Source organism: Flavobacterium glycogeni, assembly GCF_048286775.1.
Lineage (GTDB): Bacteria > Bacteroidota > Bacteroidia > Flavobacteriales > Flavobacteriaceae > Flavobacterium.
On the sequence record NZ_JBLVPV010000005.1, the window covers coordinates 224,693 to 243,387 of the forward strand.

General features: G+C 33.8%; 17 protein-coding genes and 1 pseudogene. 17 read left to right on the top strand and 1 reads right to left on the bottom strand.

Going from position 1 to position 18,695, the window contains the following annotated elements:
* Nucleotides 1–4 precede the first annotated feature (4 nt).
* From ACNQGX_RS06310 to dusB, 17 genes are all read left to right on the top strand, one after another.
* A complete protein-coding gene (locus tag ACNQGX_RS06310; RefSeq protein ID WP_417975070.1) occupies nt 5–1,144 on the top strand; it encodes a beta-ketoacyl-[acyl-carrier-protein] synthase family protein in 1,140 nt (379 codons plus the stop codon).
* A complete protein-coding gene (locus ACNQGX_RS06315) occupies nt 1,144–1,761 on the top strand; it encodes a 3-oxoacyl-ACP synthase (RefSeq protein WP_417975072.1) in 618 nt (205 codons plus the stop codon). The genes ACNQGX_RS06310 and ACNQGX_RS06315 overlap by 1 nt, the downstream gene beginning before the upstream one ends.
* A gap of 3 nt (nt 1,762–1,764) precedes the next feature.
* Nucleotides 1,765–2,022, top strand: coding sequence for a phosphopantetheine-binding protein (locus tag ACNQGX_RS06320; protein WP_417975074.1), 258 nt, complete (start codon nt 1,765–1,767; stop codon nt 2,020–2,022).
* A gap of 100 nt (nt 2,023–2,122) precedes the next feature.
* Nucleotides 2,123–3,325 carry a beta-ketoacyl-[acyl-carrier-protein] synthase family protein gene (locus ACNQGX_RS06325; protein WP_417975076.1) on the top strand — a complete coding sequence of 401 codons (1,203 nt, stop codon included), beginning with the start codon at nt 2,123–2,125 and terminating at the stop codon, nt 3,323–3,325.
* Nucleotides 3,322–4,386, top strand: coding sequence for a beta-ketoacyl synthase chain length factor (locus ACNQGX_RS06330; RefSeq protein ID WP_417975078.1), 1,065 nt, complete (start codon nt 3,322–3,324; stop codon nt 4,384–4,386). The genes ACNQGX_RS06325 and ACNQGX_RS06330 overlap by 4 nt, the downstream gene beginning before the upstream one ends.
* Before the next feature lie 38 nt (nt 4,387–4,424).
* On the top strand, nt 4,425–5,156 hold the full coding sequence (locus tag ACNQGX_RS06335; RefSeq protein ID WP_417975080.1) for a polysaccharide deacetylase family protein: 732 nt from the start codon (nt 4,425–4,427) through the stop codon (nt 5,154–5,156).
* Nucleotides 5,146–5,781, top strand: coding sequence for a flexirubin biosynthesis/transport protein LolA2 (gene lolA2 / locus ACNQGX_RS06340; RefSeq protein ID WP_417975082.1), 636 nt, complete (start codon nt 5,146–5,148; stop codon nt 5,779–5,781). The genes ACNQGX_RS06335 and lolA2 overlap by 11 nt, the downstream gene beginning before the upstream one ends.
* Entirely contained in the window at nt 5,747–6,382 is a 636-nt protein-coding gene (gene lolB2 / locus ACNQGX_RS06345) for a flexirubin biosynthesis protein LolB2 (protein ID WP_417975084.1), read from the top strand. The genes lolA2 and lolB2 overlap by 35 nt, the downstream gene beginning before the upstream one ends.
* 5 nt (nt 6,383–6,387) lie before the next feature.
* Entirely contained in the window at nt 6,388–6,993 is a 606-nt protein-coding gene (locus ACNQGX_RS06350; RefSeq protein ID WP_417975086.1) for an outer membrane beta-barrel protein, read from the top strand.
* Between the two features lie 8 nt (nt 6,994–7,001).
* Complete coding sequence (locus ACNQGX_RS06355; RefSeq protein WP_417975088.1) at nt 7,002–7,379, top strand: ApeI family dehydratase; 378 nt, start codon at nt 7,002–7,004, stop codon at nt 7,377–7,379.
* On the top strand, nt 7,376–7,861 hold the full coding sequence (locus tag ACNQGX_RS06360; RefSeq protein WP_417975090.1) for a hypothetical protein: 486 nt from the start codon (nt 7,376–7,378) through the stop codon (nt 7,859–7,861). The genes ACNQGX_RS06355 and ACNQGX_RS06360 overlap by 4 nt, the downstream gene beginning before the upstream one ends.
* A 17-nt stretch (nt 7,862–7,878) precedes the next feature.
* Complete coding sequence (locus ACNQGX_RS06365; RefSeq protein ID WP_417975092.1) at nt 7,879–9,072, top strand: DUF2062 domain-containing protein; 1,194 nt, start codon at nt 7,879–7,881, stop codon at nt 9,070–9,072.
* The gene (locus ACNQGX_RS06370; RefSeq protein ID WP_417975094.1) at nt 9,065–12,751 is read left to right on the top strand and encodes a 1-acyl-sn-glycerol-3-phosphate acyltransferase; all 3,687 of its coding nucleotides are present in this window, start codon (nt 9,065–9,067) and stop codon (nt 12,749–12,751) included. The genes ACNQGX_RS06365 and ACNQGX_RS06370 overlap by 8 nt, the downstream gene beginning before the upstream one ends.
* On the top strand, nt 12,748–14,265 hold the full coding sequence (locus ACNQGX_RS06375) for a phytoene desaturase family protein (RefSeq protein ID WP_417975096.1): 1,518 nt from the start codon (nt 12,748–12,750) through the stop codon (nt 14,263–14,265). Before ACNQGX_RS06370 ends, ACNQGX_RS06375 begins: the two co-directional genes overlap by 4 nt.
* A gap of 17 nt (nt 14,266–14,282) precedes the next feature.
* On the top strand, nt 14,283–15,953 hold the full coding sequence (locus ACNQGX_RS06380) for a C45 family autoproteolytic acyltransferase/hydolase (protein WP_417975098.1): 1,671 nt from the start codon (nt 14,283–14,285) through the stop codon (nt 15,951–15,953).
* Nucleotides 15,950–17,248, top strand: a complete 1,299-nt coding sequence (flxY, locus tag ACNQGX_RS06385; protein WP_417975100.1) for a flexirubin biosynthesis putative acyl-CoA ligase FlxY — start codon at nt 15,950–15,952, stop codon at nt 17,246–17,248. The genes ACNQGX_RS06380 and flxY overlap by 4 nt, the downstream gene beginning before the upstream one ends.
* Before the next feature lie 79 nt (nt 17,249–17,327).
* A complete protein-coding gene (dusB, locus tag ACNQGX_RS06390) occupies nt 17,328–18,320 on the top strand; it encodes a tRNA dihydrouridine synthase DusB (protein WP_417975102.1) in 993 nt (330 codons plus the stop codon).
* A gap of 37 nt (nt 18,321–18,357) precedes the next feature.
* On the opposite strand, the pseudogene ACNQGX_RS06395 reads toward dusB, so the two are convergent.
* Nucleotides 18,358–18,585 (bottom strand): annotated as a pseudogene (locus ACNQGX_RS06395) (MATE family efflux transporter); the annotation flags it as partial.
* Between the last annotated feature and the right edge of the window lie 110 nt (nt 18,586–18,695).

Below are 18,695 nucleotides of genomic sequence, written 5' to 3' on the forward strand. Positions count from 1 at the left end.
GAAAATGCTAAAAGAAGTTTATATAACCGAAACAAATTGCATTACGCCCATTGGGTTTGATGTCGCCACCAATATCAAAAATATTGACGGCGGAATTTCGGGTATTCAATTGCATCAAAATTCTGGATTGATGAGAGATCCTTTCTATGCTTCAATAATTGATGATGAGAAATTGAATGAGGCTTTCGCCAAAATTACTCAGTCACAAAATTATACAAGATTAGAAAAAATGATGATTTTGGCATTGCAACCCATTGTTGAAAATTCAAAGTTAGATTTAAACGAAAAAACAGCATTTATACTTTCTACAACTAAAGGGAACATAACGGCTTTAGAAAACGCAACGGAAGAAAACATAGCAAAAGCACATTTGCATCAACTAGCCAAAACAATTGCCGATTACTTTGGATTTACAACCGAGCCTATTGTCGTTTCAAACGCCTGCGTATCGGGAGTTTTAGCGATATCAATTGCCAAAAGATTGATTCAAAGCGAAATGTACGATAACATATTTATAGTTGCCGGCGATGAGGTTTCGGAATTTGTCTTGTCGGGATTTAATTCCTTTCAAGCCATGAGTGATACGCCTTGTAAACCGTATTCTAAAAATAGAACTGGTGTAACATTAGGTGAAGCTGCTGCAGCAGTTTTGGTTTCATCTAATAAAGAAAATGCAAAAATAAAAATTATCGGTGATGGTTCCATCAACGATGCCAATCATATCTCGGGACCATCAAGAACAGGCGAAGGACTTTTCAGAAGTATTGAAAGCGCTTTGGCAGAAGCCGAAATAAATCCAAATCAAATTGATTATATTTCTGCTCACGGAACGGCAACATCTTTCAATGATGAAATGGAAGCGATTGCATTTAATAGATTGGGACTTGAAAATGTTCCTGTAAATAGTTTGAAAGGGTATTATGGACATACTTTGGGTGCGTCCGGATTACTGGAAACCGTCATCGGAATTCAGTCAGTTCTGGAAAGTAAATTATTTGCTTCTTTTGGATTTGATGAATTAGGAGTAAGTCAAGCCATTAACATCATTGAAAAAAATCAAAATAAAAACAGCCATTATTTTCTAAAAACAGCCTCGGGTTTTGGAGGTTGCAATACGGCAGTTTTATTCGAAAAAGTGAACTAATGACAACAAATAAAACCTACATACAATCTTTTTGTACCATTCAAGAAAACGAAATTATTCTGAACGGAGAAACTGTTTTTAATACAGAACCCACTTCATTCTCTGATTTTTCAAAGAAAGCGTATCAAAAGTTTGAAATGAATTATCCAAAATTTTTCAAGATGGATAGTTTGAGCAAACTTGCGTTCTTAGGAGCTGAAATGCTTTTAAATAAAGAAATTGATGCTACAAAAGAGAACAATATTGCCTTGTTATTTGCCAATAAATCATCAAGTTTGGATACGGATGTGAAATTCCAAAACTCTATCTCCGACAAAGAAAATTATTATCCGAGTCCGGCCGTTTTTGTTTATACCCTGCCTAATATTTGTTTGGGGGAAATTAGTATTCGGCATCAACTGAAAAGTGAAAATTCTTTCTTTATATTTGAAGCCTTCAACCCAGTGTTTATGACGAATTATGCAAACGTCTTGTTGAACACAAAAAAAGCGGATAAAGTACTTTGCGGTTGGGTAGAATATTACAACGAAGAATACAAAGCCTTTCTCTATTTAGTAGGGACGGAGGGAAACATAGAACATCAAAAAGAAACAGTAGAAAAATTATATAGTAAATAAATTATGGAAGCATTAAAACAGGAATTAAAAGAAAAAATAATAGCCGTTTTGAATTTAGAAGACATTAATCTGGAAGACATCAACGACAATGATCCTTTGTTTGGTGATGGTTTAGGACTTGATTCTATTGATGCCTTAGAGCTTATCGTTATGTTAGATAAAGATTATGGAATCAAATTACTTGACCCAAAAGAGGGGAAAATAATTTTTCAATCCATTGAAACGATGGGAAGTTACATCACTAGCAATAGAACCAAGTAATCTATTATAGACTACTTAGATTTTTAGACTTCTTAGACATTATACTGGCTAAGAAGTCTAAAAATCTAAGGAATCTAAAAATCTAAGAAGTCTAAAATCAATGAATAAAGGAGTTGCGATAACCGGAATGGGAATTATATCTGCCATCGGGAATACGGTAGAAGAAAACTATTTTTCATTAGTGAATAATAAAGCTGCGATTTCAACTATCGAAAATATTCCTACGGTTCATAAAGCTGTGATTAAAGTTGGGGAAATTAAAAAAACAAACCAACAATTAGCAGATGAATTACAACTTTCCACGGATAATAATTTCTCCAGATCGGCTTTGCTGGGTGCAATTGCTGCTAAACAAGCCCTAGAAAATGCTGGAATTAGTTCGATAAATGAATACAAAACGGGATTAATTTCGGCAACAAGCGTTGGCGGTATGGACATGACCGAAACGCATTATTATGACTATTTTGAAAATGAAAATCTTATAAAATACATCAGCTGTCATGAAGGCGGCGATGTGGCCCACAAAATTGCCGATGAGTTGGGTTTACAAGGAATGGTAACCACTATAAGTACCGCTTGTTCCTCGGCGGCCAACGCGATTATGCTTGGCGCACGATTGATAAAAACAGGGAAACTGGACCGAGTGATTGTTGGCGGAACCGATGCTTTGGCAAAATTTACGATCAACGGATTCAAAACGCTAATGATTTTATCGGATGGTTATAATATGCCATTTGATACTGACAGAAAAGGATTGAATCTGGGCGAAGCAGCCGCTTATTTGGTTTTAGAATCCGATGCGATTGTTGAGAAAGAAAACAAAAAAGTCTTGGCGCGTGTTTCTGGATATGGAAATGCAAACGATGCTTTTCATCAGACTGCCTCTTCAGAAAATGGAGATGGCGCTTTTTTGGCCATGGAAAAAGCATTTCAGGTTGCGAATTTAAAACCGGAGCAGATTGATTATATCAATGTGCACGGAACGGCAACGCCCAATAATGATTTGTCCGAAGGAAGAGCCATTGTGCGGATTTTTGGAGAAAATAAAACCCCCGATTTCAGTTCTACCAAACCGTTTACGGGTCATACTCTGGCTGCAGCTGCAGCTATCGAAGCTGTTTATAGTGTTTTGGCAATTCAGAATAATGTGGTTTTTCCTAATCTGAATTTTAAAACCCCGATGGAAGAATTTAATTTAATACCACAAACGACTTTAAAACATAAAAACATAGAACATGTTTTGTCGAATTCTTTCGGATTTGGCGGGAATTGTTCGACTCTTATATTTTCTAAAAGCGAATGAGAAAGACATATATCAATGGCGTAGGTTGCATTTCGGCTCAAAAAACAGTTGATACTGTTTTTTTGGAAGAAGCAGAGTTAAATGAAAACGACACTATACTTTCATTAAAAGCCCCAATTTATAAGGATTTTATTTCGCCAACAGCAATTCGAAGAATGGCAAAAGGCGTGAAAAATGGGATTGTAGCTTCGGCATTGGCCATGAAAGAGGCAAATATAACTGTCGTTGATGCAATTATTACCGGAACCGGAATGGGTTGCATTGAAGATTCGGAAAAGTTTTTAAAAACGATCCTCGATAATAAGGAGGAATTCCTAACGCCAACCTCTTTTATTCAATCGACACACAATACTGTTGGCGCTCAAATTGCTTTGGGATTGCAGTGTAAAGCATATAATTTAACGTACGTGAATGGTTCAGTTTCTTTTGAATCGGCTCTTTTGGATGCAAAAATGAAAATGGAAGAAGAGGAAGCGTCAACCGTTTTAATTGGAGGAATTGATGAAACAGCCGATTACACCATGTCGCTTTTTAAATTGGCCGGATTCATAAAAAAAGAAAACCAAAGTCCTTACTGCGTTTTAAATTCAACTACAAAGGGAGCTGTATATGGAGAAGGAGCCACTTTTTTTGCTTTGGAAAACGAAAAAAAAGAGAATACTTATGCTGAAGTTTTGGATGTTGAAATCCTGAACAAACTGAAAATAGAGGTCCTTGAAGATAAAATAAAAACTTTTCTGAATACTAATTCATTGCAAATTTCTGATATTGACGCAGTTATTTTAGGCTACAATGGCGATGTCGAATATGACACGTTTTACAAAAATATTTCAGAAAATGCTTTTGTAAATACACCACAGGTTTATTACAAACATTTGTGCGGAGAATTCAATACCGCTTCTGCATTTGGATTGTGGGTGGGTACAAAAATCATCAAAACGCAACAAATTCCTGAAATTTTAAAAGTAAATACCTTAGAAAATCCAGAGTATAAAACGATCCTTTTATACAATCAATACAAAGGGATTGATCATAGTTTTACTTTAATTTCAAGATGTTGAAACACAGAATAACAACACTTTTTTTCATCTCAATTTTAATGTTACTGGCTTTTTTGAGTCTTTTTGTAACAATTGGAATTGGCTATTTTGTTGCTATTGGTTTTATTTGGTTTTTAATTGTAATGATTGGCTCTTCATTTATTTCTTCAAATTATCATGTAAAAGCCTATTGTAATAATCATCTGGAAAAAGAAAATAAAATAGCCTTAACATTTGATGATGGTCCACACGAAATGACTTTGTTGGTTTTGGATTTATTAAAAAGATACGATGCTAAGGCCACTTTTTTTTGCATCGGAAAAAACATCGAAAAACATCCTGAAATTCTCCAACGCATTGTCGCCGAAGGACATCTTGTGGGAAATCATTCGTTCAGTCATTCTCATTTTTTTGATTTTTATAGAAAAAATAAAGTAAAAGAAGAATTACAAAAAACAAATGCGCTAATTGAGAAAATTTCGGGAAAGAAAACGCAACTTTTTCGCCCTCCCTACGGAGTTACAAACCCCTCCATTCGTCGTGCTTTAGAAATTACAAAGCATAAAGTAATTGGCTGGAATATTAGATCTTTGGACGGTGTGATTAAAAACGAAAAAAAGATTTTTGATAGAATTATAAAACGTGTAAAGCCGGGCGGAATTGTACTTTTGCACGATACCTCTTTACACACCGTAAATGTTTTGGAACAATTTTTGCAATTTTTGCAAAAAAACAATTACACCGTTGTTTCGTTAGAACAACTTTTGAATATAGAAGCTTATGAAAATTAAAATTTATTTATTTGTATTATTTTTATGCCTTTGTAACTGGTCTTCGTTTGCCCAAGAACAAAAAATGACCGAAAGCGAAATTGTTGCTTTCAAACAATCAGTTGCGGTTGTTTCTAAAAAAATAAAGTCTTTAAGCACTGATTTTACACAATACAAACACATGGATTTTTTGTCGAAAGACATTGAAACTTCAGGGAAAATGATCTTCAAGGAGCCGGGTTTGTTGCTATGGCAATATAAAAAACCCTATAGTTACAGCATTATTTTCAAGAACGGAAAAATCCTGATCAATGATGAAGGGAAAAAAAGCGCCGTTGATATTGGAAGCAGTAAAATATTTGCAAAAATCAACAAGCTTATCGTAGGGAGTGTGAGCGGGGATATGTTTGATGACAAAGAATTTACGATAAGCTATTTCAAAAATAAAGGGCAAAACATTACCAAGTTCATTCCAAAAGATGCTACACTAAAAAAGTACATCAAACAAATTGAATTGACTTTTGACAAAGTAGATGCGACAGTGGTTCAAGTAAAACTCCTTGAATCATCAGAAGATTATACCCGAATTGTTTTAAAAAATAAAGTGTTAAATGCGAAAATTGACGATTCCGTTTTTATTAATTAATTGTTTGCTGGTTGTTATCTTGTCTTCTTGTGCCACACAAGTTGTAAATGATTTTACACCAGTAACTTTAGAAACAACAACGTATAATGCACCGTATTTTTCAAATCCAGAAATCGATTATGTGTATAAAGCGAACATAACCGTTTATGGAAATGAATTAACGGGAGTTTTTATCGCAAAAAAGATAAACGATAGCACACACAGAGTCGTTTTTACGACTGAATTTGGCAATAAATTACTGGATTTTGAAATTTCTGAAACCGATTTTAAAGTCAATTCAATTGTAGAAGAATTAGATAAAAAAATCCTTATCAACACCTTAAAAACAGATTTCAGGTTGCTTCTTAGAAACCAATTTTTGATTAAAGAGCAATTCGAGAATGCAACCGATAAAGTTTATAAATCCAAAGAAGGAAATCGATTTAACACCCTTTTTGTATCAAAAGCAAGCGAAAAGTTATACAAAATTGTACATTCATCTAAAACAAAAGAAAAAATAAACATCAATTTTGCTTCAGAAAACAATATTTTTGCGGAAAAGATTGTCATTCAACATCAAAATATAAAACTAAGAATAGAACTCAATTATTTTAAACAATAAACAATATGAAAAAAGGAATTTTCATCGCACTCTGTGTCTTTTTCGGAATTACTCAAACAAAAGCTCAAGTTACTTTCAAACCAGGATTAAGAGCCGGTTTGAACTTCTCGCATTTTACAAAAGGGGATAATTATAATAATTATTACTATGACAGTAACGGTAATTATGTGCCATCCACCAACACAGATAAATATTCATCAAAAACAGATTTTTATCTTGGTTTTTATGGTGCTTTAAAACTTACCAAATATTATACCTTACAGCCCGAAATTGAATACACTTCCCAAGGATCAAATTATAGAACAGCAAATAATCAAACTGTCGATTTGGATGTTGCTTATTTGTCATTAAAGATGCTGAATAAATTTACTTTTAGTGATAAATTTAATGTTCATGTTGGTCCCACAATTGATTTTGTGGTAGATAATAATTTTGACACCAATAGCGATGTTGATTTGGCTTTTATCTTAGGAGCAGGTTATAATTTCAATTCAAATTTTGGAATAGAAGCAAGAGTGAAAAAAGGGATTGTTCCGGTAATAGATACAGATGTTAACCATACAAATGTTGTTTTCCAATTGGGGGCAACGTATACATTTGATGTAAAATAAAAATAAACATGCTTTTAAAAGATTTCTACAAAATACTTTCATTACAAAAAATCGATACCCAAAAGTATTCGGCTACTATTTTGATTAATGAAAAACATGAGATTTTTAAAGGACATTTTCCTGGAAATCCAATTATGCCGGGAGTGTGTATGATGCAAATTATCAAAGAACTAACGGAACAAATCGTTGAAAGCAGTTTGATGATGCAAACCCTTACGAATGTGAAATTTATGGCTTTAATTAATCCGGATGTCACGCCTGAATTGCGTTTAGAATTGGATGTTGTAATAGCGGAAGACGGCTTAGTAAAAGTAAAAAATACGACCTTTTTTAATGAAACGGTAGCACTAAAATTAAGTAGTGTTTACAAAAAAATAGCATCATGAAATTGTTTTTCTCATTAGTTCTACTGCTTAATTTTTTTTCTAATCCTGAGCTTTCAGAAATTAGAAAATTATACCTAAGTGCGGTGAATTCAGAAAGTTTATCAAAAGAATTGTCCTCAAAACTTGCGTGTATTACAAATGATGACAATAAAACACTGGTGGCTTACAAAGGCGCATCGATAATATTGCTGTCGAAATTTGCAAAAAAAGTTGCGGATAAAACGAAAGCTTTTAAAGAAGGTGCAAAACTGGTGGAATTTGCTGTAGCAAACGAACCGAATTCTATAGAAATACGATTGATTCGTTTGAGTATTCAGGAAAACGTACCTAAAATTGTAAAATATAATAAAAACATAAAAGAAGATAAGGATTTCATATTGCTCCATTATAAGGAGCAATCTGCAACTTTGAAGGAGTATGTGAAAAAATTTATTATGCAATCCAAAAGTTTTTCAGCAATAGAAAAACAAACTGTCAAATAGTTAGCAGCGACAAATAAATGGGAGGTATTTTATATGATATTGACAGTGTCAATCGACTGAAAGTTTGTGTTATTGTACCCACGTATAATAACTGTAAAACTTTAAAACGGGTTTTAGATTCGGTCTTACTTTATACTTCAAATGTTATTATTGTTAATGATGGTTCTACTGATGAAACAGCACTAATTTTAGAAAATTATAAGAATCTGGTTCAAATGCATTTTTCCAAAAACAGTGGAAAAGGGTTGGCACTGCGAGCGGGTTTTAAAAAAGCAATAGAACTAAATTATAACTATGTCATTACGATCGATTCTGACGGGCAACATTTTGCATCCGATATTCCGAAATTTATTGATGTACTAGAAAAGGAAGACGAGGTATTAATCATAGGAAGCCGGAACATGATGCAGGAAGGCGTTCCTAAAAAAAGTAGTTTCGGTAATAAATTTTCTAATTTTTGGTTTTGGTTTGAAACAGGAATCCGGTTAGAAGACACCCAGTCAGGTTATAGATTGTATCCGCTTCAACAAATACCAAAAAAATATTTCACTAACAAATTTGAATTTGAGATTGAAGTTATTGTACGCTCCGCTTGGAAAAACATTAATGTAGTGAATATGCCAATTCAGGTTTTGTATGATCCAACGGAACGGGTTTCGCATTTTAGACCCTTTAAAGATTTTACTCGAATTAGTATTTTGAATACCGTTTTGGTCATTATTACTTTGGCTTATATTAAGCCTAGGGACTTTTTTCGCAGCCTAAAAAAAAAAGGAATCAGGAAGTTTTTTCTGGAGAATATCCTGGAAAGCAATGATTCTAATGCAAGAAAAGCGGGTTCAATTGCGTTAGGGATTTTTATCGGAATCTCTCCGTTTTGGGGATTTCAAACGGTTCTTGTTCTGTTTTTGGCGGTTGTATTTAAACTGAATAAAGCCATTTCGTTTACCTTTTCTAATATTAGTTTTCCGCCAATGATTCCTTTTATTATTTATGGGTCTTTGAAATTAGGAAGCGGTTTTATTCATTCTGACAAACCGTTATTTTTAGATAAATCCATTACTTTTACTGATATTAAAAACAATATTGGTCAATATGTTGTGGGCAGTTTTTTATTGGCAACAATTATGGCAATTACTCTCGGCGTTTTGGGCTATGTCTTAATGACTTTTTTTAGTACAATTAAAAATAAAAAAATAGAGAATGCATAACTTTTTAGTTGCTGTCCATACGTTTGCCAATAAACACAAATTCCTATCTATTGGAATTTTATTTTCGATGCTTTTAGTATTCGGATTTTTTGCTTCCAGGATTACTTTTCAAGAAAATATAAACCAGTTAATACCTTCAAATAACCAATCTAGCGTTACTTCTAAAGTATTAGAACAAGTTGACTTTGCTGATAAAATTGCTATAATAATCACTGGCAAACAGAACGGTTCTCCCGAAGATTTGGCACAATATGCAAACCTGTTTTTGGATAGTTTAAACGCTAATTGTAAACCGTATATAGGAAAAATTCAAGGAAAAATAGCGGATGAAAACATTCAAGAAACATTTGATTTTGTCAATGCTAATTTGCCGCTTTTTCTAGATAAAGCGGATTATGCAACCATTCAAAATAAAATTCAGAAAGATAGTGTAGCCAAAATTGTCGAAGGGAGTTATAAAACATTAATAGCACCTACAGGAATTGTTTCTAAGGATTTTATACTTCAAGACCCTCTTGGAATTTCATTCATAGCTCTAAAAAAGTTGCAGCAGCTTGGTGTTGGCGACGACTTTGAATTGCACAATGGATTTGTAATAACCAAAGACAAGAAAAACATACTGCTTTTTATAACACCTAAATTATCAGCTAACGAAACGGATAAAAACACCCTTTTTATAGAAAAATTGAATGCTATAAAAGAGAATCTTAATGCTGAATTTAGCGATAAAGCTGTGATGAGTTATTTTGGGGCTACACCTGTTGCGGTTGCCAATGCTACACAAATAAAATCGGATGTTCAGAATACGTCCATATTTGCAGTAATAAGCCTGATGCTTCTTCTTATTTACTTTTACAGAAGTATATTAACACCAGTTATTATTTTTATTCCTTCGTTATTTGGAGCGCTGTTTGCTTTGGCGGTTTTGTATTTTTGGAAAGGTACAATTTCGGCTATTTCACTCGGAATCAGTTCTGTTTTACTGGGTGAAACCACCGATTATTCAATTTATGTTCTGACACATCTAAGAAATAACAAAAATGTAAAACTACTTTATAAAGACATTACGAAGCCGCTTTTATTATGTGGAATTACAACGGCAATTACCTTTCTATGTTTGTTTTTTATAAAATCGGAAGCGCTAAAAGACTTGGGTATTTTTGCTTCTTTGAGCGTTATTTCCACATCAATATTCTCGTTAATTCTTATTCCGTTGTTATATAAAACAAAAAATAAAGTTTTAATCCCAAAGAATAACAGCATTGATAAACTAGGACTCTATTCGTATCATAAAAGCAAATTTCTTGTTGTTTCGGTTCTGGTTCTTTTGATAATTTCATTTTTCACTTATTCTAAAGTTACTTTCAACAACGATCTTTCGGCTATAAACTTCATGACTCCTGAACTGAAAACGGCAGAGAAAGAGTTAGAAAATATTACGGCAATTTCCTCAAAATCTATTTATTTAGCTACATATGGAAAGAGTTACGAGGACGTTTTAAATAAAAACAATGCCCTTTTTGCTGCATTAGAAAAAGAAAAGAATACGAGTCAAATTCAGAATTTCAGTTCTATTGGTGGAATTGTATTTTCTGAAGCAATGCAAAAGCAAAAAATTCAGGAATGGAATAACTTTTGGAATACTCAAAAAAAATCAGAACTTAAAAATCAACTCATCTCGAACGGAAATACATTTGGATTCAAAGCCAATTCCTTTTCGAAATTTTATGATACTTTAGATAAAGAATTCGAACCAATTCCTTTTAGCGAATACGCTAAAGTAAAATCCTTTTTTCTAGAGGAGTTTATTGCTCAAAAGAATGGATTTTATACTGTCTCGACTCTTGTCAAAGTCCCAATAGATAAAAGAGATGCCTTTGTAAATAAAATAAAAAAGCAAGAAAACATTGTTGTCATTGATAGACAAGAGACCAATGAAACATTTTTAGGCTCTTTAAAAACAAATTTTGAAGACCTAGTAAATTACTCCTTTATTGCTGTTTTTTTTATTCTTGTTTTTGCTTTTAGAAAAATTGAGCTTGTCATTGTTAGCATAATCCCAATTATGATTAGCTGGATATTCACCACCGGGATTATGGGGCTATTTGGTTTGCAATTTAATGTGGTTAACATTATTGTTTGTACTTTGATTTTTGGAATTGGAGTAGATTACAGCATCTTCATGACTACAGCTTTGCAAAAAGAGCATACCTTTGGGAAAGCACAATTAGCCCCCTACAGGACTTCTATTTTGCTTTCTGTAGCAACAACAATATTGGGAATTGGTGTTTTGATATTTGCAAAACACCCCGCTTTGAAATCCATTTCCATGATTTCGGTAATTGGTATTTTTTCAGCCTTATTGATTACATTTATTTTACAACCACTGGTTTTTAACTTCTTTGTGACCAATAGAGTAAAAAAAGGCCAGCCTCCTTTTGAAATTAAACGATTATTGCATTCTATTCTCTCGTTTACGTATTATGGATTAGGCGGTTTTCTTTTGTCAATCATCAGTGTCTTGTTAATGAAGATTATTCCTTTTTCGAAAAAATCGAAACTAAAGGCATTCCATTTTGTAATGTCAAAATTCATGCAATCGGTATTAATGTCGTATCCGTCGATTCATAGAAAAATCATTAACACACAAAATGAAAAGTTTGAAAAACCGGCTGTAATAATTGCTAATCATACCTCGTTTCTGGATATTTTGGCTGTTGGAATGTTGAGCCCTAAAATTATATTTTTGGTTAGTGATTGGGTTTACAATTCCCCAATTTTTGGTAAAGGAGTTCGTTTGGCAGGCTTTTATCCCGTTTCAAGTGGAATTGATAATGGAATAGAACATTTGAGAGCAAAAGTAGAACAAGGGTTTTCGTTAATGGTTTTTCCGGAGGGAACCCGTTCGGAGGACAATTCGATTAAACGATTTCATAAAGGCGCATTTTATTTGGCAGAACAATTTCAATTAGATATTGTTCCGGTGGTTATTCATGGCTATTCTGAAGTATTGCCTAAAGGGGATTTCGTTATTAATGGAGGAAAAACAACAGTGGAAATTTTAAATAGAATCTCCCCTGATGACCTGAGTTTTGGAAAAGATTATTCTGCGAGAACAAAGAAGATGAGTGCTTTTTTTAAAGGTCATTATCAAAAAATGCGTCAAGATTTAGAAGGTTCGGACTATTTCAAAAAAATAATTTTTAATAGTTTTGACTTCAAAGAAATGGAAGTAATAAGTGCGGTTAAAGATGATTTAAATCGCAATTTGGGTCTGTATCACAAGTTAAATAAGTATATTGACTCAAAAGCAAAAGTACTGCATTACGGGAATGATTACGGACAATTAGATGTGTTGCTTTCGCTTCAGGAATCACAGCGTAAAATAGTTTCTTTCATTCAAGACGAAGAAAAAAGAGCGGTTGCCAAAACAAATTATATTCTAAAGAAACGAAAGATTCAATATATTGAGAATGTTGAAAACTTCGAGTCAAACAAATATGATGTGGTTTTGATTTCAGATGAAAACATTAATATTAATTTGGAGAAAATCAGTAACTTGACGACAACTATTATTTTGTTAAATAACTCAAATTTAAAAGATTCTATATTGAATTTTGGATTTGACATTGCTATTGACATTGACAATTTGATTGTATTAAAGAAAAAGACAGCATGAAAGAGCAATATGATGTAGTTGTAATAGGAAGTGGTTTGGGCGGATTAGTGTCTGCAATTATCTTGGCGAAAGAAGGGTACAGTGTTTGTGTGCTCGAAAAAAACAATCAGTTTGGAGGGAATCTTCAAACTTTTGTCAGAGATAAAACTATTTTCGATACCGGAATACATTATATCGGAGGATTGAGTGAAGGCCAGAATTTGTATAAATATTTCAAATATTTAGGCATTATGGATAATTTGAAACTCAAAAAAATGGATGAGGATGGTTTTGATATTATTTCTTTTGAAGACGAAAATCAGGAATATCCACATGCGCAAGGGTATGAAAATTTTGCAAATCAATTAGTGAAGTACTTTCCGGAAGAAAAAGAATCGATTCAGAAATATTGTGTCGAAATTGCAAAAACCTGTGATTCATTTCCTTTGTATAATTTGAATTGGGAAGGGAAATACGACAGTGAAATATTGTCAATAAATGCAAAACAATACATCGATGAGCTAACGGATAATAAAAAATTAAGAGCTGTGCTTGCGGGATCTAATTTTTTATATGCCGGAATAGCCGAAAAGTCCCCTTTTTATGTTCATGCTTTATCGGTAAACTCTTATATTCAGAGTTCTTGGCGTTGTATCAATGGCGGAAGCCAAATCACCAAACAGTTGATTAAACAACTAAAAAGACACGGAGGAGAAGTATATAAACACAAAGAAGTTGTTCAGTTTGAGGTAGAAAATAATAAGGTGAATTCGGTTAAGATGAAAGGTGGCACTGAAGTTTCAGCCCGTTTTTTTATATCTAATGTAGATCCTAAGGCTACTTTAAAAATGGCAGGCAAGGATAATTTCAGGAAATCGTTTTATAATCGAATCCAGAGTTTAGAAGGCGGAATTTCTGCTTTTAGTTTGTATATCGTTTTCAAACCAGAAACGTTCAGATATCTGAATCATAATTATTACCATTTCAAGGATAGTAATGAAGTTTGGAGAGCACATGAGTATACCGAGGAAACCTGGCCAAAAGCATTTATGGCTTCGATGAATGCTTCCAAAAAACAGGAAGTTTGGGCTGATGGAATGACGTTTATCACGTACATGAAATTTGATGATTTGAAACCTTGGAAACAAACGTATAATACTGCTGCAGAGAAAGAAGACAGAGGCGAAAGTTACGAATCATTTAAAAACCGGAAATCCGAAAAATTTCTTCAGGAAATAGAGCTTAAATTTCCAGGGATTAGAAATTGCATCAAATCTATTCATACATCCACACCGCTTTCATACAGGGATTACATTGGCGGACATAACGGGAATATGTATGGTTATGAGAAAGACTCCAATAATCCGCTGAAAACATTTATTGCTTCAAAAACCAAGCTTGATAATTTATATTTGACGGGTCAAAGCATCAATATGCACGGTGTTTTAGGTGTGACAATTGGTGCAGTGGTAACCTGTTCTGAAATTGTTGGAAAGGAATATTTGGTTAATAAAATCAATCAGTTTTCGGAGTAAATGATAAATTAACGGGTATGAAAAGAAAGTTTCAATTTGTAATTTTATTTGGGTTTATCCTAATGATTATTTCATGTGGTACTTCAAAATCAATGCGTCATCAACCACAATTGTCGGGGTATAATAACGTTGTTCCAGTTGTGAAAAAACAATCGAGTACCATTTTTTCTTCGGGGAATAATTTTTTATTAAAAAATAAACAAAGTCTTTGGGAGCTTTATGTAGAAGGCGACCCACTCGAAAGAGGATTAGCAATAGGAAGCTTGACAGATTCATTATTAAAAAAACAGGATCGCATTTTTTTCTCTAAAATAAAGGAAATCATTCCGTCTAAATTCGAACAACGTTTATTACGTAATTTTTTAAAATGGTACAATCGAAAAGTATACCTCAATGTACCTAACGAATATCAAGCCGAAATTTATGGCATTTCCCGATACAGCTCACATGAATATGACTACCTCGCCTCCCCGTTTCTTAGAAGTTTGTATTTGCATGCTGCTCATGATATAGGGCATGCCGTACAGGATTTGGCATTGGTGGGTTGTTCTTCTTTTGCTGCTTGGGGCGAAAAATCGGAAGATGGCTGTTTGATTATAGGTCGAAATTTAGACTTTTATGCCGGTGATGAATTTGCCAAAGATAAAATTGTTGCCTTTATTAATCCAAAAGAAGGTTACCCATTTATGATGGTAACTTGGGCAGGAATGATCGGCGCCATTTCAGGAATGAATAACGAAGGATTGACAGTAACAATTAATTCCGGGAAGTCTAAAATTCCGTTGATTGCCAAAACTCCTGTCTCTATTTTGACGAGAGAAATATTGCAATATGCCAGAACTATTGAAGAAGCGATTGCCATTGCCAAAAGCAGAAAAGTTTTTGTTTCCGAATCTATTATGATTGGAAGTGCTCGTGATAAAAAAGCGGTTTTGATTGAAGTTTCTCCAAATGGCTTAGGTGTTTATGATGTTCCAAACAACAATCAATTGCTATGTTCCAATCATTTTCAAAGTGAGGCTTTAAAGAATAATAATAGGAATCAAAAACAAATTAAAAACAGTCATTCTAAATATCGTTTTGAAAGAATGGTGGAATTATTTGATGAAAATAAAAAAATAAATCCTGAAAAAGCAGTTGAAATTCTTCGAAATAAAGATGGTTTGAATAATTTAGCTTTGGGTTATGGAAATGAAAAAGCACTGAATCAATTATTGGCGCATCACGGAATTGTTTTTAAACCAGAACAACGATTGGTTTGGGTCTCATCAAATCCCTATCAAATGGGCGAATTTGTTTGTTATGATTTGAATAAAATTTTCAAGAATAGACATTCAAAAGATTCCATAGTTTCATTGGAACAAGAAAATCTGAATATCCCAAAAGATCCTTTTTTGGAAACCAAAGAATATAAAAATTATGAACTCTACCGAATTGAAGACCGAAAAATAGATTCTTTTTTGAAAAAGAAACAAGATTTACCAACCAATTTTGCCGGAAATTACCAATCTTTGAATCCCGATTATTGGGTTGTTTATTACAAAGTAGGGCTTTCCTTTTATCAAAAAAAAGAATATAAATTGGCGCAAGAACAATTCGAAAAAGCATTGACCAAAGAAATTACCACGCTTCCTAAAAAAGAAGAAATTGAAAAGTATTTAAAGAAAATTAAAAGAAAACTGCAATGATTCCAAAAATAGAAACCGCCACATTAACCGAAATTAAAGCTTTTCAGGAACAAAAATTGTTGGAACTTTTAGATTATGTGAATCAAAAATCACCTTTTTACAAAAGACTTTTTCAGAAAAAAAACATTGATATTGGCAAAATCAAAACAATAGAAGATTTACAATTGCTGCCGGTTACAACCAAAGAAGATTTACAAAAACACAATGATGATTTTTTGTGTGTTCCCGTCAATAAAATAATCGATTATGCCACAACTTCAGGGACATTAGGAGATCCAGTGACTTTTGGTTTAACCGATAAGGATTTAGACCGGTTGGCGTATAACGAAGCTATTTCTTTTGGCTGTGCAGGAATAAAAGAAGGCGATATCGTGCAATTGATGACTACCATCGACAGGCGGTTTATGGCTGGATTGGCCTATTTTTTAGGGCTCCGAAAAATGAAGGTTGGCGTGATTCGAGTTGGCGCCGGAATTCCGGAATTGCAATGGGATTCCATTTTAAAATACAAACCAACCTATCTGATAACCGTTCCTTCTTTTTTATTAAAACTCATAGAATATGCCGACGCACATACTATTGATTATAATAATTCCGGAATAAAAGGAGCAGTTTGCATTGGAGAATCCCTTAGAAACCAAGACTTTTCGATGAATACCTTATCCAAAAAAATCACGGATAAATGGGATATTAAGTTGTTTTCAACTTATGCATCTACCGAAATGAGTACAGCTTTTACGGAATGTGAACATTCAATCGGCGGTCATCATCATCCCGAATTAATCATTGTAGAGGTTTTAGATGAGAATAATAAACCCGTAAAAAACGGTGAATCGGGAGAGTTGACTTTTACTACTTTAGGAATTGAAGCCATGCCGTTGGTACGTTTTAAAACAGGGGATATTGTGCAATTACATACCGATCCATGCTCTTGCGGAAGAAACACTTTGCGTGTTGGACCCGTTATTGGTCGAAAACAGCAAATGATAAAATACAAGGGGACAACATTATATCCGCCCGCAATGAATGATGTTTTGAATGATTTTGAAAATATTACAAGCCACATTATCGAAATCTCAACCAATGATTTAGGCACAGATGAAATCCTTATAAAAATCGCCGTAAAACAACAATCGGATACTTTCTTGCTGGAACTAAAAGATCGTTTCAGAGCCAAATTAAGAGTGACCCCAAAAATTGAATTTACGACTAAAGAAATCTTGAACCCATTGATTTTTAACCCAATGAGCAGAAAGCCAATTTACTTTTTTGACAACAGAGTTAACACTCTTTAACACTGTCATAATGAGTGTATTATTGCTATTTTTGTTTTTTTACGTCTAAAAACCGTAATTTTGCAAAAAATTAAAAATAATGGTCAAGATTGGCAACATAATATTACCAGAATTTCCTTTACTTCTCGCGCCCATGGAAGATGTGAGCGATCCGCCTTTTCGCAGATTGTGCAAAGCACATGGTGCCGATTTGATGTACTCGGAATTTATTTCTTCCGAAGGATTGATTCGGGATGCCATCAAAAGCCGAATGAAATTAGACATCTTCGATTACGAAAGACCCGTAGGAATCCAAATTTTTGGAGGAGACGAAGAAGCGATGGCTATGTCTTCAAAAATTGTTTCAGCAGTAAATCCAGATTTAATAGATATTAATTTTGGTTGTCCTGTCAAAAAAGTCGTTTGTAAAGGTGCCGGTGCCGGCGTTTTGAAAGATGTAGATTTAATGATTCGTTTGACTCAGGCTGTTATCGATAGTACCCATTTGCCAGTAACCGTAAAAACCCGTTTGGGTTGGGACGATAATTCCATTAATATTGATGAGGTTGCGGAGCGTTTACAAGACATTGGTGTTGCAGCTTTGAGCATACATGCCAGAACTCGTGCCCAAATGTACAAAGGACATTCGGATTGGTCGCATATTGCTCGAGTAAAGAACAACCCAAGAATTACGATGCCCATTTTCGGAAACGGAGATATTGATTCTCCAGAAAAAGCATTACACTATAAAAACGAATACGATATCGACGGAATTATGATTGGTCGCGCAGCCATTGGTTATCCTTGGATTTTCGACGAAATCAAACATTACTTCAAAACAGGCGAGCATTTGCCAAAGCCTACTGTTGTTGATAGAGTCGAAGCAGTTCGAAATCACCTCACTTGGGCAATGGAATGGAAAGGAGAAAGACTAGGAATTGTTGAAACAAGACCACATTACACCAATTATTTCAAAGGAATTCATTCTTTTAAAACTCACAAACAAAAATTAGTAACGCTAGATAGACCTGAAGAGTTGTTCGCCGCTTTGAATGAAATCGAAGAAGCGTATTCAGGATATGAGGTTGTTTAAAATAAAAAAGGGCTTAACAATTGTTAAGCCCTTTTTGTTATACTTCTATACGTTTCCACTTCCCCCTTTTGTAGAGAACGATACTTGCCAAAGTAATTGCGGTTTCGGCTATGGGAATCGCTATAAAAACACCTGTTGGTCCCATTTTATAATATTTGGATAATAAATAAGCCAACGGAATTTGGAATAACCAGAATCCGAAAAAATTAATCATTGTTGGAGTCCAGGTATCTCCGGCACCATTGAACGTGTTAATTAATACCAAACACATGTATTATATAGTCCAAATTTCATCTAAAAACACATAGCTATATCCACAGATACTCATTACCTCTTTTTTGCTTGTAGCTTTTACGAGGTTAGTAATGAAATCTT

Bases quoted from the DNA above. Each gene is read 5' to 3' on its own strand.
- ACNQGX_RS06310 (WP_417975070.1), top strand. From the start codon at position 5: ATGCTAAAAGAAGTTTATATAACCGAAACAAATTGCATTACGCCCATT.
- ACNQGX_RS06315 (WP_417975072.1), top strand. From the start codon at position 1,144: ATGACAACAAATAAAACCTACATACAATCTTTTTGTACCATTCAAGAA.
- ACNQGX_RS06320 (WP_417975074.1), top strand. From the start codon at position 1,765: ATGGAAGCATTAAAACAGGAATTAAAAGAAAAAATAATAGCCGTTTTG.
- ACNQGX_RS06325 (WP_417975076.1), top strand. From the start codon at position 2,123: ATGAATAAAGGAGTTGCGATAACCGGAATGGGAATTATATCTGCCATC.
- ACNQGX_RS06330 (WP_417975078.1), top strand. From the start codon at position 3,322: ATGAGAAAGACATATATCAATGGCGTAGGTTGCATTTCGGCTCAAAAA.
- ACNQGX_RS06335 (WP_417975080.1), top strand. From the start codon at position 4,425: ATGTTACTGGCTTTTTTGAGTCTTTTTGTAACAATTGGAATTGGCTAT.
- lolA2 (WP_417975082.1), top strand. From the start codon at position 5,146: ATGAAAATTAAAATTTATTTATTTGTATTATTTTTATGCCTTTGTAAC.
- lolB2 (WP_417975084.1), top strand. From the start codon at position 5,747: ATGCGAAAATTGACGATTCCGTTTTTATTAATTAATTGTTTGCTGGTT.
- ACNQGX_RS06350 (WP_417975086.1), top strand. From the start codon at position 6,388: ATGAAAAAAGGAATTTTCATCGCACTCTGTGTCTTTTTCGGAATTACT.
- ACNQGX_RS06355 (WP_417975088.1), top strand. From the start codon at position 7,002: ATGCTTTTAAAAGATTTCTACAAAATACTTTCATTACAAAAAATCGAT.
- ACNQGX_RS06360 (WP_417975090.1), top strand. From the start codon at position 7,376: ATGAAATTGTTTTTCTCATTAGTTCTACTGCTTAATTTTTTTTCTAAT.
- ACNQGX_RS06365 (WP_417975092.1), top strand. From the start codon at position 7,879: ATGGGAGGTATTTTATATGATATTGACAGTGTCAATCGACTGAAAGTT.
- ACNQGX_RS06370 (WP_417975094.1), top strand. From the start codon at position 9,065: ATGCATAACTTTTTAGTTGCTGTCCATACGTTTGCCAATAAACACAAA.
- ACNQGX_RS06375 (WP_417975096.1), top strand. From the start codon at position 12,748: ATGAAAGAGCAATATGATGTAGTTGTAATAGGAAGTGGTTTGGGCGGA.
- ACNQGX_RS06380 (WP_417975098.1), top strand. From the start codon at position 14,283: ATGAAAAGAAAGTTTCAATTTGTAATTTTATTTGGGTTTATCCTAATG.
- flxY (WP_417975100.1), top strand. From the start codon at position 15,950: ATGATTCCAAAAATAGAAACCGCCACATTAACCGAAATTAAAGCTTTT.
- dusB (WP_417975102.1), top strand. From the start codon at position 17,328: ATGGTCAAGATTGGCAACATAATATTACCAGAATTTCCTTTACTTCTC.